This is a genomic window from Mariniflexile aquimaris, from assembly GCF_042676825.1.
Lineage (GTDB): Bacteria > Bacteroidota > Bacteroidia > Flavobacteriales > Flavobacteriaceae > Mariniflexile > Mariniflexile aquimaris.
Window position 1 is genome coordinate 845,926 of sequence record NZ_JBHTIB010000002.1, and the last position, 17,918, is coordinate 863,843.

General features: G+C 34.2%; 9 protein-coding genes and 1 pseudogene. 8 read left to right on the plus strand and 2 right to left on the minus strand.

Annotated features, from left to right (window positions below):
* Positions 1–22 precede the first annotated feature (22 nt).
* Together ACFQ0I_RS03825 and ACFQ0I_RS03830 are read right to left on the minus strand one after the other, a co-directional pair.
* Positions 23–1,240: a tyrosine-type recombinase/integrase gene (locus ACFQ0I_RS03825; protein ID WP_379939499.1), complete on the minus strand. Its 1,218-nt coding sequence runs from the start codon at positions 1,238–1,240 to the stop codon at positions 23–25.
* Positions 1,241–1,492: 252 nt separating this feature from the next.
* Positions 1,493–4,369, minus strand: a complete 2,877-nt coding sequence (locus ACFQ0I_RS03830; RefSeq protein ID WP_379939501.1) for a triple tyrosine motif-containing protein — start codon at positions 4,367–4,369, stop codon at positions 1,493–1,495.
* Positions 4,370–4,726: 357 nt separating this feature from the next.
* On the opposite strand from ACFQ0I_RS03830, the pseudogene ACFQ0I_RS03835 reads away from it, so the two are divergent.
* From ACFQ0I_RS03835 to ACFQ0I_RS03870, 8 genes and pseudogenes are all read left to right on the plus strand, one after another.
* Positions 4,727–7,777 (plus strand): annotated as a pseudogene (locus ACFQ0I_RS03835) (SusC/RagA family TonB-linked outer membrane protein).
* A gap of 11 nt (positions 7,778–7,788) precedes the next feature.
* A complete protein-coding gene (locus ACFQ0I_RS03840; protein ID WP_379939503.1) occupies positions 7,789–9,300 on the plus strand; it encodes a RagB/SusD family nutrient uptake outer membrane protein in 1,512 nt (503 codons plus the stop codon).
* 19 nt (positions 9,301–9,319) lie between these two features.
* Positions 9,320–10,180, plus strand: a complete 861-nt coding sequence (locus ACFQ0I_RS03845) for a hypothetical protein (RefSeq protein ID WP_379939505.1) — start codon at positions 9,320–9,322, stop codon at positions 10,178–10,180.
* Between the two features lie 212 nt (positions 10,181–10,392).
* Positions 10,393–11,877 (plus strand): glycoside hydrolase family 30 protein, encoded by a 1,485-nt coding sequence (locus tag ACFQ0I_RS03850; RefSeq protein WP_379939507.1) that lies wholly within the window; start codon positions 10,393–10,395, stop codon positions 11,875–11,877.
* 19 nt (positions 11,878–11,896) lie between these two features.
* Positions 11,897–13,354 carry a glycoside hydrolase family 30 protein gene (locus ACFQ0I_RS03855; protein ID WP_379939509.1) on the plus strand — a complete coding sequence of 486 codons (1,458 nt, stop codon included), beginning with the start codon at positions 11,897–11,899 and terminating at the stop codon, positions 13,352–13,354.
* Between the two features lie 23 nt (positions 13,355–13,377).
* Positions 13,378–15,120, plus strand: coding sequence for a cellulase family glycosylhydrolase (locus tag ACFQ0I_RS03860; protein ID WP_379939511.1), 1,743 nt, complete (start codon positions 13,378–13,380; stop codon positions 15,118–15,120).
* Positions 15,121–15,133: 13 nt separating this feature from the next.
* Positions 15,134–16,207, plus strand: coding sequence for a glycoside hydrolase family 16 protein (locus ACFQ0I_RS03865; RefSeq protein ID WP_379939513.1), 1,074 nt, complete (start codon positions 15,134–15,136; stop codon positions 16,205–16,207).
* Positions 16,208–16,249: 42 nt separating this feature from the next.
* Complete coding sequence (locus ACFQ0I_RS03870) at positions 16,250–17,917, plus strand: hypothetical protein (protein WP_379939515.1); 1,668 nt, start codon at positions 16,250–16,252, stop codon at positions 17,915–17,917.
* Position 17,918 lies beyond the last annotated feature (1 nt).

The window sequence follows — 17,918 nt, forward strand, 5'->3', positions numbered from 1 at the left end:
AATAGCCTAGTCTTTAAAAGAATTAAAACTGCATTAATTTTTTATTATAATCATCTAAAACTTCACTAGGTAGTGATTTAAGATAAATTTGAGTAGTTGTTAAGCGGTTATGTCCTAGCATGGCAGAAATAGCCAGTAAAGGAACATCTTGAAGCATTGCTTGAGTTGCAAAACTATGGCGAGAAACATATGATGTAAGACGTTGTTCAATATTACATTTTTCTGCAATTTGCTTTAGCCCCTTGTTATAAACTTTACGAGCCCATAACACATCTTTGTATTGAAGTTCGTAGGTGTCTCTTTTTATAATTGGAAAGATAAAATCTGATTTTTCTTTGTCTTTTGTGTAAAAATCAAGTATCTCTTTTAATGGAGCGGTGATTTTAATATCATACGGTTTAGATGTTTTACTTCTAAAAAATTTTATACGATTATCTATAATGTTTTCAAGTTTTAAAAATGCCATATCAATAAATGAAACTCCATAAAGCATGTAGGACGCTAAAAAGTAATTTCGAAAATGAAAAAGATTGTCCGATTCATCTAATTGCAATAGCATGATTGATTTTATACTTTTAATATCAAGTGCTCTTTTTTCGGTAGGCGTTGTTTTTATCTTATAATTTACAAACGGATAAGCTTCTTTCGCAACAATTCCAGCTTTGATGGCTTTATTAAATATGGCTCTTATGGTCTTCATATAAACAGCTAATCCATTAGTGGAATTTCCTCTAGAATAATGAAATTGCTCAAACTTTTTAAGAAACTCGTAATTAACTTCGTTAAATTTTAAATCATTTTCATTATTGAATTTTTTTAAAATTTTAGTAATTGCGTAGTAGGAATTGGCATTTCCATAGCGCTCAACCTTATTAAGGTCTTCTATGATGCTGTTACTATATTCAAAAAATGAATTGACCGTAACCTTTTTTGTGATTTTGTTTTTTATTTGAGAAATAGATAAATAGTTGAGTTCTTCCTTTTCATTTAAGTGGTCAATAATATTTATTGCACGCACTTTTGCTTTTAATAGATTATTGTTTAATTTTTTTACGGTTACAGAAGTACCATAAGATTTTTTTATTTTTTCGCTTCGTTCATCCCAAAAATTTAATGGCACAGATGCTCCTAACCGAATTGATGTGGTTTTTCGAAAATGACTAAGCCTTAAAATTATTGGAAAGGAGTTGTCTTTTTTCTTTCTGCGGGTGTCTAAAGAAAGTTTTATATTAGTATTCATGATACCCAAAGATAAAAAAAATTTGCACGCAATTTGCACGCAGATAGATGATATCAAACGATATCATTTGATATCAAAATTAATTAATTAACTGAAAATCAGTATTATATGTTTGTGTTTGGTGCCGTTTGATGTGCTTATTTCAACTCTGGCAGTCAAGAGGTCGGCGGTTCGAGCCCGCTCTTCTCCACTTAGTGATAGAAAAGTCTTCAAGCGATTGAAGGCTTTTTTTGTGTTGTAAATTAGGATGAATTAAACACTCATTAAGTATCCGGTTAAATTTTCCTTTCTTTTTAGTCCAAGTTTTTTACGTAAACGGTAGCGAGCAAGCTCAACACCTTTGTTAGAAATATTCATAACCTCCGATATTTCTTTGGTAGACATATTAATGAGCAAATAGGTGGATAAATCGAGTTCTCGCGGCGTTATGTCCGCGTGTTTCTCTTTCAATCGCTTTAAGAAATCAAAATGAACGTTTTTAATATGTTTTTCAAGATCTTTCCAGCTATTATCTGCTTTAATTTCTTTAGCAATATTTTTCTTTAAAGCATTAAATTGAACTTTGGTGTTTTCATTCACCGACTCAATTTCCATAGTTTTAAGCTTTTGTATAATGTTATTTAGAATTTTGTTTTTCTTAGCTACTTGAAGCGAGTTAGTAACCAGTTCTTTGTCTTTGGCCCGTAATTTTGTTTGTAGTTTATCTCTATTTAATTTTTCAATTTCCTTTTCTAATAGATATTGCTCCTTCCTAATTTTAGATTCCTTTTCTAAATAAATTTTTCGTTGCTCGATGGTTTTGTAGTACTCTCTTTTGCGATATCTCATTTTTACCATAACCGAAACCAAATAAATTATAAAGGCTAGAAGCAAAATATAAGCTACATAAGCTAGATAATGACGATACCACGGCGGTTTTACGGTAAAGTTCAATGAATAGACATCAGATTCTTTACCAAAACTGTTCCGCACCTTTATTTTCATAATATAGTTGCCTTCTCTTAGGTTGGTATATTCTTTAATATATGTATTCGACCAATTGCTCCAGTTCTTATCAAATGGATAAAGTTGATAAGCGAATGTTAAATTTTGTGAATTTTCAAATTCGGGTGCAGAGAACGTAAATTTTACATTATTTTGAGCATAAGGCATTATGTATTCACGTTTTTTATCTTTAGGATTACCATGAATAATAGTGTCTTGAGCATAAGAAAAACTACGAATATATACTTTAGGTTTATCTTTAAAGCTGCTATTAAATTTCGAATCAAAACGCGCTAAACCATTGGTGGTTCCAATAAATATATTATTCTGATTGTAGGTGTTAATAGATAGGTAATTGCTAACCAGATACCCATTTAAATTTGAAAATATGGTTTGCGAATGTTTAAAATTTCCATGATCATCCTTTAAATGAGCACCGAGCGACTCGCCAGATCGATACCATAGGTTACCATGCGAATCTTCTTTTACATAGTTTATAGGCGGACACTTACTAAATAAATTACTTAACCAAGGTGCTTCATTAAAAACATTTTTTTCCTTAGAATAGGTATAAAAATGATTTTGGCTCTCAAAATAGACCGTGTTATTAATCTTTTGTAAACTATTAATAGCGCTTTTAGAAGGTCGTAGTTGCACAATGGTTTCTATAGAAGTAAATTTTTTATTATTTATATCTAGTTTTAATTTGTATAGATGCTGGTCCCGTATTAACCATAAAAAAGTTTCATCTATTTCAAAAAAGTTGGTTGAATTTGTAAAGCCTTCTATTGGGCCTTTATATTCTAAACCTGTTTTTGTTTTTTCGAATAGGCTAAAGCCACCATAGTTTGCTCCAATTACAAAGTTTGGATTTGAAGGTGTTTCTTTAAATGCAAAATAGCCTTGATTGTCTAATTTTTTTACTACGCTATTACCTTTTATTATATAGGCACCATTGTTGTTAGCGCAAACTAACTCATTTCCAATTACTTGAATGTTCCACGATTGGGCGGTAATGCCGTTTACCAACGAGAAATTATTGTCTAAAAACGACTTGTTTAATTCATGATAAAAAACACCTTGGTTGGTTGCGGCATACAAGTAATTATCGTAAACCGCAGAGGCATATACCGTGCTAAGATTATAGCTAGCATTAAAAAAGGTAAAAGGAGAGTTCTGGTTTACAAACGTTATCCCATTGTCTAAACCTAACCAAATATCATTTTTGTCGTCTACATACGATTTTAGCACCGTATTATTTTGCAGTCCTTTTTTAATGTCTAAATGCTGGGTTATCTTTCCTTTTAAATCGCATATTATTAAGCCATTTAGCACAGAATTTATTAGCAGCGCATTATTTTTAAGTACCGCACCGCCTAAAGAGCCGTTTTGTTTAATAAAAGAATTCGCTTCGGTGTTCCAAGGCGTTATTTTCTCATCTTGGTAAATAAAAAGTCCTTTTTCGAGTGTGGCAATTAGTATTTTGTTCTGTGGAATCGAAAACATGCCCCATATCTCAGAATTATTAAAAAAGGTGGATTCTTTTAATGGGTGTAAAAATCCTTTTTTATATTCAAGAATTCCGTCTTTTATGTCTTGAAAGTACAGGGCATCATTAACCACAAAAGAAAACTGGAAACGATTAGGTGCTTTTAATACGTTAATTTTATTGTTTTTATAGATATAAGCACTCATAAAGGATTGAAAAACAACTTCATCATTATAAACGTGTATTTTCCAAATGAAATCAGATAGATTATGATTAGAATCTGTGATTAAATGCATTAAAGAAGTATAAACTAATTGGCCATTTAACCCGCTTTCAAAATAGCCGAATTCATTGTAGCCACCAACAAATATTCTACCAGAATTATTATCAACTTTAACGGCTCGAACATCTAAAGAGTTTGGTATCCTGTATACACGCCAAGTAAGACCGTCAAATTGTAAAAGTCCATTTTGATTCGCAAAATAAACATTCCCGTTTATGTCTTGATCTATATCCCAATTTTGAGTACCACCTCTATAGTCACTTTTACTAAAATTTTTGATACTAGGAATTCCCACGGCATTTATTTGAGCATGCGATAATGAAATGCCAGTTATCAAACAGAGTATAAAAGTGTATAGCTTAATTAATTTCATATGTGTTTTTTACATATAATTCGTTAAGAAATAATATTAAAATTGATAGTTTAAATTGTGTTAAAAGTGCTAAGTTATGTGATTTTTTAGAAATGTAGTATTATTTAAAAAAAACACGGGTGTTTTTAAAATGATTAAAATATTAAAAAACAGATAGATAGTATTTATTTTGATGAGTTTTAGTAGTGTTAAAAATTGCAGTTTGATGTGTTTTTGTATAATACATAAATTGATAAATCGGTAAAAATGATTTTATCTTAGTGTCAGATTAACAAAAATATTAACTCTAAACTAACTAAAATGAAATTAAACAAATTACATGTTTTATGTTTTTTAACTATTCTTTTTTCAGTTTATATGCAAGCGCAAAACCTTGTTATAAACGGAATTGTTAATGATGAAATGGGTATGCCCGTCCCTGGAGCAACTATTTTACTAAAGAATACTAATAAGGGTACTACCACCGATTTTGATGGTAAATTTAGTATGGAAGTTCCTTCCAATGGTACATTAGTAATTAGCTATATTGGCTATACTACTGTTGAAACTCCTGTTAATGGAAAAAAACAATTTACAATTGCACTTGCACCTAATCAAGAATTATTAGACGAGGTTGTAGTAGTAGGTTACGGAACTCAAAAGAAAAGCGTTGTAACTGGAGCTATTTCTAGTATTAAGGAAGGCGATTTAGCAGAGCTTCCTATTACAAGAATCGAACAATCGCTACAAGGGCGTGTTTCCGGCTTAACAATTGCTGCGAATTCAGGTCAACCTGGTTCGTCATCCACTATTCGAGTGCGTGGTATTACTACTTTTGGTAGTAATGAGCCATTATGGGTTGTAGACGGTGTTGTGGTTGATGCCGGTGGTATTGGGTATCTTAATCAAGCAGATATCGCTTCCATTGAGGTTTTAAAAGATGCCGCGTCGCAAGCAATCTATGGAGCAAGAGCTGCAACTGGTGTAATTCTTGTTACAACTAAAAAGGGTAAATCTGGTAAGCTTAGTGTAAACTATAATGGCTTTACAGGGGTTTCTTCTCCGGCAAGAAAATTAAACTTGCTAAATGCTACCGAGTATACTACGTTAATGAATGAAGCCTCTGTTGCAGGTGGTGGTGCAATAAAATTTGCCAATCCATCTTCTTATGGTGAGGGAACAGATTGGCAAGGGCAAATATTTAATGATAATGCACAACGCTACAGTCATGAATTAAGTTTAAGTGGTGGGAATGATAAATCTACTTATTACGCTTCTTTTGGAATGACAGAACAAGAAGGTATCGTAATGAGTGATATCTCTAATTAAACAAGAAAAAATATCCGTTTAAATTCATCTCATAAAATAAACGATTATATCCGTTTCGGACAAACCGTTGGATATTCTAGAGAGAAAACTGTGGGAATTGGAAATACAAATAGTGAGTATGGTGGACCACTATCTTCTGCCATAAACCTAGACCCTTTAACACCAACCGTTGAAACAGACCCTATTCTTGCTAATCAGGCACCTTATACCAATAACGGTATTTTTAGAGACGCGAATGGGAACCCTTACGGAATATCGACGCAGGTTGGTCAAGAAATTACAAACCCTTTAGCGTATCAGCTTACTAGATTAGGTAATTATGATTGGGCAGACAACTTTGTAGGGAATGCCTATGTTGAAGTAGAGCCAATAGAAGGATTGAAAGTAAGAACAACCTTGGGTGGTAAATTAGCCTACTGGGGAGGAGAGAGCTATACTCCTGAAGCGTATTTAAATGCATCATATATTGTTTCTCAAAACAACATTTCAAGAAATACAAATACAGGATTTGGTTGGAATGTTGAAAACACAATAGCTTATTCTAAAGTAATAAGTAATCATAATTTTAGTGTCTTATTAGGGCAAGGTGTTTATGTAGACAATATTACAAGTGGAGAAGGAGTAACGTATTATGATATTCCTGCAGATAATTATAAAGATGCATCTTTTAACTTTAGTGTGCCAACAGATCAAATAGATGCTTACGGTTATACAGGCAACGAGCATATAGTTACGTCTTTGTTTGCTAGGTTAAATTACGATTACAAAGAAAAATACCTCTTAACAGGTATTATTCGTAGAGATGGTTCTTCACGTTTTGGTTCAAACAATAAATACGGTGTTTTCCCTTCATTCTCTTTAGGTTGGGTACCTTCTAAAGAAGACTTTTGGCCAGAAAATGATGTTGTAAATCAATTAAAAATAAGAGGAGGTTACGGTGTAACTGGTAGTGACGCAATTGGTGATTTTCAATATTTATCAACCATTGGCGATGGTAGAAATTATACTATTGGCTCTTCAGGAGCGGTAACCATAGGAAATAGTCCTAACGCACCGTCCAACCCAGATTTAAAATGGGAAGAAACCAGTCAAACCAACATAGGTTTTGATGCAACGATTTTACAAAATTTCAGATTATCTGTGGATTGGTATAACAAAACAACAACAGGAATTTTACAATCTGTGCCAATTCCTGGTTACGTTGGTTCTACAGGAAGTCCTGTTGGTAACGTAGCCGATATGGTAAATAAAGGATTAGATATCGAGTTGGGGTATAACAAAAGCTTTAACGAGTTGAATGTTTCTATTAATGGTAATGCCTCAATCTTGAAAAATGAAGTAACATATTTAGGTAACGGAATCGAATTTTTATCGGGTGGTGCAACCATTCAATCTAGTACGTTTCCAATAACCAGAACTCAAGTGGGTCAGTCATATAATTCGTTCTACGGATTTAAAACAAATGGCATATTCCAAAACGAAGCTGAAATTAATGCATACACTAATACCTCTGGTGGACTTATTCAACCTAATGCAAAACCAGGAGATTTTAAATGGCAAGATGTTGATGGTGATGGTCTTATAACAGATAACGATAGAGATTTCTTAGGAAGTTCAATTCCTAAAGTAACCTTCGGATTTACACTTAATTTAGATTACGAGAATTTCGATTTAATGGTATTTGCTCAAGGAGCTAGTGGTAACAAGATTTTTCAAGGCTTAAGACGTTTAGATATCGGAAATGCTAACTACCAAACCACTGCCTTAGGAAGATGGACTGGAGAAGGTACTTCAAACGATTTCCCAAGACTTACTACGAACGATACCAACAAAAACTTTAATAACCCATCGGATTTTTATTTAGAAAAAGGCGATTATTTAAGATTTAAAACAATCCAATTTGGGTATGTTTTACCTAAACAAGTTATAGAAAGAGTAGGTCTTGAAAAAGTAAGAATCTATTTAACAGGTGAAAATTTATTCACATTTACTAAATACTCTGGATACGACCCTGAGATTGGAGGCGGAATATTTGGAATAGATAGAGGGTACTATCCTCAGGCTAAAACAGGCATGTTAGGAATTAATTTACAATTTTAAAAAAAAGCATTATGAAATTTAAAAGTATAAAATTTACAATGTATAGCTTACTGATGTTTTTAACCATTATGTCATGTAGCGAATCATTTTTGGAAGTAGAACCTAAAGGAACTGCGTTAGAAGATAACTATTATCAAAATGAAAGCGAAGCCTATGCTGGTTTGGTGGCAGTTTATGATTTATTAAGAAAGCAATCGGGTGGTTTTGATAATATGATTGCATGGTTTAATGCAGGGTCAGACGATCATTATGCTGGCGGTGGTGGTGCTACCGATGGTACCGGAATTCAATCCTTCTCAGATTATTCCATCAGCCAATCAACTATTCCAGTAAGTTATTGGAATGATTTTTATCAAGGTATTTTCAGAGCCAATGTTTTATTGTCCAAATTACCAAATGTATCTATGGACGATAGTACAAGAGCAAGATTTACTGCCGAAACCAAAGCATTACGTGCTTACTACTATTTTGAATTGGTTAGAATGTTTAAAAACATCCCATTAATTACAGCGCCTATCTCTTCAAGCGAAATTTATAATGTTGTTCAGGCAACTCCTGAAGCAGTTTACGCTCAAATTGAAACCGATTTAATGGATGCTATGCAAAGCTTGCCAAATACGGTGGTTGTTGCAACCGAAGGCGGACGATTCTCTAAAGGTTCAGCACAAGCATTATTAGGTAAGGTATATCTTTATCAAGGAAAGTCTGCTCAGGCTGCGGCAGAATTAGCAGTAGTAAATGGAACACCTGGAGGGACCAGTATATACGGGTACAAGCTATTATCAAATTTCAAAGATTTATGGACAATAAGTAATATATATAATTCTGAAGCTATCATAGAGATTGCGCATACAGATAAAAGTAATGCCGATTGGGGCTTTTGGGGTACAGGAGCTGATGAAGGAAATACATTAAACGTAATGGTAGGCCCAAGAAGTTATTCAAGAACTAGTGGTTCTACGGCTCCAGATTATGCTTCTGGATGGAGTTTTAATGTAATTACTCAAAGCTTATACGATGCTCTTAATGGCGACCCTCGTTTTGATGCTACTATTGCAGATTTAAAAGCATTAAAAGCAGCAGGTCAAGTAGATTACACGGCTGGATATTTAGACACAGGTTATTTCCTTAAAAAGTTCATGCCTTTAACCACAGATGTTTCTACAGGTGGTGGAGCAACCGTTTTAAATTATAAGCAGCACGTGTATGCTATTAGATTAGCCGACACCTATTTGTTAGAAGCAGAAGCTTTAGGTGGAACTGGCGCAAGAGCACAAGCATTATTAGATGCTGTAAGAGCTAGAGTTGGTTTACCTTCTGTTACTGTTTCTATGGATGCTATTTTAAAAGAAAGAAGATTAGAATTAGCAGGAGAAGGACACCGTTGGTTCGATCTTGTAAGAACTGGTAGAGCTGCAACAACCTTAGCTAGTAGAGGATTTTCTGCAGGTAAAAATGAAATTTTACCAATTCCTTTAAAAGAATTAGAGAATACTAAGATTGTACAAAATCCAAATTATTAATTATTAAAATTGAAAAATTATGAACATGAAAATAATATTCAATAAATACGCATATGTAGTGTTATTAGTACTTGGTTTAGGTACTATAATAGGCTGCCAGCCAAACGATTCTGTAGAAGGGAATGGTTTATCAGATGCCAATGTAGATGCTTCATTTACTATAACACCTGTTGAAGGTGCCGTTAATACCTATTTATTAGAGTCGCAAACTACTAATGTTATCGCCTCCAAATGGGATATAGGCGAAGGAAGCTATGTAGGCAAAATGACTGAAAAAATTTATTTGCCAGATGCAGGAACTTATACTATTACCCATACCTCAATAGGTCGTGGTGGCGAATCAAATTCATTAAGCAAAGAGCTTATTGTAGCCGAGTCAGATCCTGTTGCAGGAAATCTTCTTAAAGGCAGTAAATTTGAAAGCGTTGATGACTTTAATGAATGGACCATATTAAACATTAGTGCCTCTGGAGCAGCTTGGTCTTACATACCTGGATATATTAATATTTCAGGTGGCGGATGGAGTCAGCAAGGTATTTACCAAGCGGTAGAAGTTGAAGCAAACAAGAACTACAAAGTAGACATGAAAGTTTGGGGTGATGGTTCTTCAAATACTTGGTTTGAGGTGTATGTTTCTAAAACAGTGCCAGTTCAAAACAACGATTACTCAGGCGATATTCGCATGGCATTAAATACGTGGGCTGGATGTGGTACGTCTGCTTTTACTGGTAAACTTTCGGCAGTTGGCTGTAGTGGTTCTGGAAACATCGTTAATTTTAGTGAAGCCGGTACTGTTTATATAGTTATAAAGTGTGGAGGTGAAAATATTGGTTCGTCTGGAATTAACGTAGACAACGTTGAATTTAGAGGAAGCTTATAATCATTGAATCACCCAAGTTTAATTTAGTTTAGTTGATGGGGCAAATAGCCTATAATGCTTATATTATAGGCTATTGCTTTAATAACACGATTGCAACTAAAATTTTTAATAATTATTATTTCATTAAAAGGGTTAATAGTGAATTGTTTAAGGCATGTATGGTATAATCTTTTGTGAAATTAAGTTTGAAGAGAATATAAAAATATAAAAAAATGAATTTAAAATATGTTAAAATGGTTTGCTTGAGTTTTTCTTTGGTAGCTTGTAACTCTCCTAAAGAAGAACAAAAGAATTTGGAAGAATCGCCAATTCAAGCACAAGAATTTTCAACTGAAAATAAAAAAGTTACGGTATATACAACAGCCAGCGATACAGATTTTAGATTAACCATAACAGATCAGCGATCTTTTTCCGAAGGTGTTCAACCATTAGAATCAGAAATTTCGGTTTTTGTAGAACCTAAAAAAACATTTCAAACCTTTATTGGTGTTGGAGGCGCTATTACCGATGCGAGTGCAGAAGTTTTTGCCAAATTAGACCCTAAGAAACAACAGGAGTTATTAACATCCTATTACGATACTGAAAATGGTATTGGCTACACGTTGTTAAGAACCAGTATCCATAGTGCAGATTTTGGTTCAGGCAGTTTTACCTATGTAGAAGAAGGCGATAAGGAATTAAAAACGTTTAGTATAAATCACGATAAACAATTCCGTATCCCCATGATAAAAAGAGCTATCGAAATGGCAGGCGGAAGTTTACTGTTTTATGTATCACCGTGGAGTCCGCCCGCATTTATGAAAAGCAATAACAACATGCTTCAAGGAGGAAAATTATTGCCAGAATACTATCAATCATGGGCAAATTATTACGCTAAATTTATTAAAGCCTACGAAAAAGAAGGGATGCCAATTTGGGGATTAACCATACAAAATGAACCTATGGCAACTCAAACATGGGAATCGTGTATTTATACGGCTGAAGAAGAAAGAGACTTTTTAAAAAATTATTTAGGACCAACGCTTGAAAAAGAAGGCTTGGGCGATAAAAATATTGTAGTTTGGGATCATAATCGCGATTTAATGACGCAACGCGCCAATGTGATATATTCAGATCCTGAAGCTGCAAAATATGCTTGGGGGATGGGATTTCATTGGTATGAAACCTGGGCAGGTGGCGACCCAATGTTCGACAATTTAGCAAAAGTAAATGAAGCCTATCCTGATAAAAAGTTATTGTTTACAGAAGGTTGTAACGAAAAATTTGATCCGGCTAAATATCAGTTTTGGCCAAATGCAGAGCGTTACGGAAATTCTATGATTAACGATTTTAATAACGGAACGGTTGGTTGGACCGATTGGAATATTTTATTAGACCAAACTGGCGGACCAAACCATGTGGGTAATTTTTGTTTTGCACCTATTCATGCCGATCTTAATACCGGAGAATTAATATATACACCTTCGTATTACTATATCGGGCATTTTTCAAAATTTATAAGACCAGAAGCAAAACGTGTTAGTACAACCGTAAGCAGAAGTACTTTAATTAGTACCTCATTTTTAAATACCAACGGTAAAATGGTAACTGTTGTGATGAATGCAAGTGATGAAAAAGTAAGCTATAATTTATTTGTTGGAAATCAAAAAACCGTTGTTGAAATTCCAGCGCATGCCATTCAAACTTTAGTTTATTAATTCATAAAAACACGTGTAAATGATTTTTTTAAAAAAGTATATTATGAATTTGTGGTCGTTGTTTTTAGTATTTGCCTTTATAAATTGCTCATCTTCTGGCGATAAAGAGGATAATCCAAATCCAATTGAGCCTCCCGTTGTAACAACAAGCGATGTCGATTTCTGGTTAACTAAAGGCAATCAGAGTGTGCTTTTGCAAAAACAATCATCTGTTTTAAGTTTCGGGACAGCTTCAAATATTTATGCAAATATTGAAGTATCCGATGCTCAAAGTTATCAAACTATCGATGGCTTCGGGTATACCTTAACAGGTGGCAGTGCACAGGTTATTAATCAATTAAGTGTAGCTAAAAAGCAAGAATTATTACAAGAGTTGTTTGGAGTTGCAGAGAATTCAATCTCCATAAGTTATTTAAGAGTTAGTATTGGGGCATCCGATTTAAATGCAACTCCTTTTACTTATAATGATCTAGCTACGGGCGAAACCGATGTTACTTTAGCTAAGTTTAGTCTTAGTAAAGATGCCGAAGTAATTGCAATGTTAAAAGAAATACTAGCCATAAATCCGAATATAAAAATATTGGGTTCGCCATGGTCTGCACCGGTTTGGATGAAAGATAATAATAGTTTTATCGGTGGTAGTTTACAACCTCAATATTACAGCGTTTATGCACAGTATTTTGTAAAATATATACAAGGCATGAAAGCAGAAGGAATCAACATAGATGCTATTACCATTCAAAACGAGCCTTTGCACGACGGTAATAACCCAAGTTTGTATATGACGGCAAGCCAGCAAGCCGATTTTATTAAAAATCATTTAGGGCCTGCTTTTGTGGCGGCAAATATAAACACCAAAATAATTGTTTGGGATCATAATTGCGATAATCCGCAATATCCTATAGAAGTTTTAAACGATTCGGGCGCCAACCCTTATATTGATGGTGCAGCTTTTCATTTGTATAATGGCGATATTACTGCGCTTTCAACAGTGCATAATGCTTTTCCTAATAAAAATGTGTATTTCACAGAACAGTACACCTCTTCTACAGGCGATTTTTCGGGCGATTTAAACTGGCATCTTAAAAATGTTGTTATTGGGTCTATGCGAAATTGGAGTAAAACAGCCTTAGAATGGAATCTTGCTAATAATGCAGCTTTTGGTCCGCATACAGACGGCGGATGTACCGTTTGTAAAGGTGCAATTACTATCAATTCCAGCGAAAGTTTTCAAAGAAATGTGGCCTATTATATTATTGCGCATGCATCAAAATTTGTTCCTGCGGGTTCGGTACGAATAAATAGTAATATAAGCGGAAATTTAAATAATGTAGCTTTTAAAACGCCCCTGGGTAAAAAGGTGTTAATCGTTCAAAACGGCGGCAGTACCAATCAGATTTTCAATATAAAGTTTAATAATAAATGGGTAACAACCTCGCTTGATGCAGGTGCTGTTGGAACCTTTACCTGGGAATAGCCACATAAATTTAAATTTATACAATGAAGCACTTGGTTTTAATATTGTTTTTGGTAACATCTTCTATTGTTCAATCGCAAAATTTTTTACATCGCGACGGACAAAATATTGTTGATAAAAACGGAAACAATGTGTTGCTTCGAGGTTTAGGACTTGGAGGATGGATGGTACAAGAAGGTTATATGCTGCAAACTGGAGATTTTGCAGGACCGCAACATGTTATTAAACAAAACATAGAAAACCTTATTGGCAAGGAAAAAACAAAACTATTTTATGATAGTTATTTGGCCAATGGTATAACCAAAAGAGATATAGATTCGCTTGCAGCCTGGGGGTTTAACTCTGTGAGGTTGCCTATGCATTATAATTTATATACGCCACCTATTGAAGATGAAATAAATGATGAAATCACCTGGCTTGATAAAGGATTTCAAATGACAGATGAATTGCTGGAGTGGTGTAAAGCAAATAAAATGTATCTTGTTTTAGATTTGCATGCAGCTCCAGGAGGTCAAGGAAATGATGCAAACATTTCAGATTACGATAAATCTAAACCGTCGCTTTGGGAAAGTGAAGCTAATCAGAAAAAAATGATTGCCTTATGGCGAAAGCTCGCCGACCGCTATAAAAACGAGCCATGGATAGGTGGGTACGATATTATTAACGAGCCTAACTGGAATTTTACAGGCAAAAATAAAAATGGTTGCGATGAAACATCTAATGCGCCTTTAAGGGAGTTAATGATTGCTATTACAAAAGCTATCAGAGAAGTCGACACAAATCACATTATTTTTATTGAAGGTAATTGTTGGGGAAATAATTACGAAGGAATTTTACCAGTTTGGGACGACAATATAGTTTTAAGCTTTCATAAGTACTGGAATTACAACACGATTAAGTCCATACAAAAAATGTTAGATTATCGTTCGCAATACAATATTCCCATTTGGCTTGGCGAAAGTGGCGAAAATTCGAATGTGTGGTTTAAGGAAGCTATTAGTTTAGTGGAGAGTAATAATATTGGTTGGGCATTCTGGCCAATGAAAAAAATAGAAAATATAGCTGGTGTTACCTCTGTTACCAAAAATCCGGAGTTTGAAATTATTCGCAATTATTGGAAAAATGGAGGAGAAAAACCTACTGAGGCATTTGCGTTTAATGCGTTAATGCAACTAGCCGAAAACTATAAAATGGAACATGTAACAATTAAACGCGATGTTATTGATGCTATGTTTCGGCAAGTTAAAACAAACACTACCAAACCTTATAAAAAACATGTTGTTCCAGGGTTGGTTTACGCAACAGAATACGATTTAGGAACCAATGGGTATGCCTATCTAGATAACGATTTTGTAAACTACAGGGTAGATACTGGTAAAGCTGTAAAATGGAACAGCGGTAATAAAATGCGGAATGATGGTGTCGATATCCAGATTTGTAATGATAAAATTTCAAATGGATATGAGGTTTTTGATATTCGCGATGGCGAATGGCTGCAATATACCGTTACCGCAAATAAAAAGGGTTCGTATAATGTACTAATTAGGTATGCCAATAATTCTAAAAAAGCTAAAGTGCATTTAGAAAACGAAAAAACACATATTTCTAAAAAATTCAAACTTCCTGTTGCCACAAACAACGAAGCACCTTACAGAACGTTTACCATTCCCGATGTAACATTAGAAAAAGGAGAAAATCAAATTAAAGTGGTTTTTGATAAAGGAGGCTTTATTTTAAACTCTTTAGAATTTAAATCAAATAATTAAAAAACTAAGAAAAATGAAAAGATCTATTTTTTTTGCACTCATAATACTGATACTCTCATGTAGTGGGAATGATGATAGTGATAACGGAGGCCAAAATAATTTAAAACCGTCGGATTTAACAGTAGTAAGTACCGTAGTTGGTACCGATAGTAATAACCCTAATGGTGACGGTAGCGGAAAAGTTGATTTCACAATTTCAGCTACAAATGCAACGTACTATAAAGTATTAATAAATAACGAAACCTTAGAGTTTACACAAAACACATTTAGTTATACATTTACTAATGGTGGAACCAATACTTATTCTATTATAATTGCAGCCTATAATGGCGTAGGGTCTGTTAGTATTACGCATACAGTAAAAGTTTATGTGTATAAAGAGTTGCTGCTCGTGTGGCAAGACGAGTTTAACCAAGAGGGCGCACCAAATACTTCTAATTGGGGCTACAACACCGGCACTGGAGATAATGGTTGGGGAAATAACGAATCGCAATATTATACAAACAGACTAGATAACGCTAAAGTTGAAAATGGGGTGTTAAAAATAACTGCACAGAAAGAAGCTTATCAAGGTTCTCAATACACTTCTGCAAGACTTCTTACTGCTGGTAAGTTTGATTTTACCTATGGAAGAATTGATGTACGCGCTAAATTACCTGCAGGTGGTGGGGTATGGCCAGCTATTTGGATGCTTGGTTCTAATATTAGTTCTGTAGGATGGCCCGCTTGTGGCGAAATTGATATCATGGAATATGTGGGCAACAATTCAGGAAAAATATCTAGCGCTATTCATACAACTAGTAGTTCTGGTGCTACCGTTAATTATAAAGCTGTTTCCATTGCCAATGAGACCACAGAATTTCATATATACTCTATGGTTTGGACAGCAGAAAGTCTAACGTTTATGTTAGATGATGTGGCTTTCTACACTTATAATCCAACAACAAAAAACGATCAAACGTGGCCCTTTTATAACAAGCAGTTTATTATTCTAAATATTGCCATGGGCGGAAATTTAGGCGGTACTATCGATCCAAATTTCACATCTGCAACTATGGAAATTGATTACGTAAGGGTTTATCAATAAAACGAAATTAAACGAAATACAAATAGATTAAAAATAAGACAAATGATTAAAAAAAAGGATTTGAAACGAAATTTAATAGTAACAAGCATCTTGTTATTGGTGGTCGCTGCTTTCGGATATTCCCAAACTAAAACTAAAATTGAATTAAAAGACAACTGGTATTATTTAAACGGACAAAAGTTTTTTATTAAAGCGATTGGCTATGAAATAGGCGCTCGTCCGGGTGAAAATCCTTATGAGGATGCCAGAAAGGATCATCTGGAATTAATGAAATTTGATCTTGAAAAAATCAAAGAAGGTGGTTATAACACAATTAGAACCTGGAGTCAATATTCTGAAGCGCAACTAAAACTTGTTGAAGAGTCAGGTTTAAAACTCATTATGGGTTTAGAAATAAATCCTGAAGCAGATTATGGCGATCCAAAGTTTATAGCGCAGTGTAAATTAGATATGAAAAAGCTTATGAGTTACGCGAAAAAGTACGATTGTATCATTTCGTATCTAGTTATTAACGAGCCGCAAACAGACCATATTCATAAGGTTTCCGGAAAGGCATTTGTTAATTTAATGAAACTACTTATAGATACCATCCATAAAGACCATCCAGGAATTCCGGTAACACTTTCTGCAAATGCGATGATTAGCGATTATATGGATGAAAGTATATTTGATGTATATGCCTATAATTGCTACGATCATAATGAAGGGCAAACGGCAACAATGGGCTTTAAAGATTACATTAAAGGCTTGAACGAATTAAACGGATTAGATAAACCATTTATAACTACCGAATTTGGATATTCGGTGTCGCCAGAAGGCGGATTTGGTCAATATGGCTCAAATACCTTAACTCAGCAAAGTGATGGGTTAATCTCAAATTATCGCGATCTAATTGATGCAGGCGCTGTTGGCATGTGTCCGTTTTATTACGCCGATGGTTGGTGGAAAGGTGGAGACAAAAGTAAGCACAACATCAATCAACCAGAAGAATGGTTTGGGTTTTGGGGCTATAAAGATGTAAACGATAAATATGGGTCGCCTCGTCCGGTTTGGTTTGCAATGCGAGATTATATGAAAGGATTAATTATAAGTCCGAAAAACAAATCAATTCATACCAACACGCAAATACCTTTAGAACTTTATAATTCTGAAGAGGTTAAAAAAGTTGTTGTAAAATATCTTGATAACGTTATCTTCGAAAAAAAGATTACAAACGAAGGTTATTTTGCCGATACAATAACCATAAATCCAGATGGTATAGAAGATATGGAGCTGGCATTCGAATTTTATGATAATGATAATAATATTATTAAAAATGAATCGATCATGATTTTGGCATCAAAATCAGCTTTCGAATTGCCTAAATTAACCATTGAAGTAACTCCAGGAAAAGATTTAAATGAAGGAAAAATAGGGAGTATAAAAACAAAGATTGAAACCAAAGAAAACTTTAAATTAGTGGGCGATTTAAAATTAAGCTTTAACACACATCTTGGATGGGATGTTGGGCCACAAACATCGGTTTCAATTACGAATCAATCGCAACAAAAAATCATTACTTCCGAGAATTTCTTTAACATCCCAGATAATAGTTGGGTAGTTAATGCATCGGCAGGTGTTTTCGTGCAATATGGTAAATTCATATTTAAAATTCACGATCAAAAAATAATTTACAGGGGCGATTGGGCAAAGGAAGTTGGCCGAAAATAAT

What these genes read in the sequence shown, in the direction of transcription:
- ACFQ0I_RS03825 (WP_379939499.1), bottom strand. Translation starts at nt 1,240, where the DNA reads ATGAATACTAATATAAAACTTTCTTTAGACACCCGCAGAAAGAAAAAA.
- ACFQ0I_RS03830 (WP_379939501.1), bottom strand. Translation starts at nt 4,369, where the DNA reads ATGAAATTAATTAAGCTATACACTTTTATACTCTGTTTGATAACTGGC.
- ACFQ0I_RS03840 (WP_379939503.1), top strand. Translation starts at nt 7,789, where the DNA reads ATGAAATTTAAAAGTATAAAATTTACAATGTATAGCTTACTGATGTTT.
- ACFQ0I_RS03845 (WP_379939505.1), top strand. Translation starts at nt 9,320, where the DNA reads ATGAACATGAAAATAATATTCAATAAATACGCATATGTAGTGTTATTA.
- ACFQ0I_RS03850 (WP_379939507.1), top strand. Translation starts at nt 10,393, where the DNA reads ATGAATTTAAAATATGTTAAAATGGTTTGCTTGAGTTTTTCTTTGGTA.
- ACFQ0I_RS03855 (WP_379939509.1), top strand. Translation starts at nt 11,897, where the DNA reads ATGATTTTTTTAAAAAAGTATATTATGAATTTGTGGTCGTTGTTTTTA.
- ACFQ0I_RS03860 (WP_379939511.1), top strand. Translation starts at nt 13,378, where the DNA reads ATGAAGCACTTGGTTTTAATATTGTTTTTGGTAACATCTTCTATTGTT.
- ACFQ0I_RS03865 (WP_379939513.1), top strand. Translation starts at nt 15,134, where the DNA reads ATGAAAAGATCTATTTTTTTTGCACTCATAATACTGATACTCTCATGT.
- ACFQ0I_RS03870 (WP_379939515.1), top strand. Translation starts at nt 16,250, where the DNA reads ATGATTAAAAAAAAGGATTTGAAACGAAATTTAATAGTAACAAGCATC.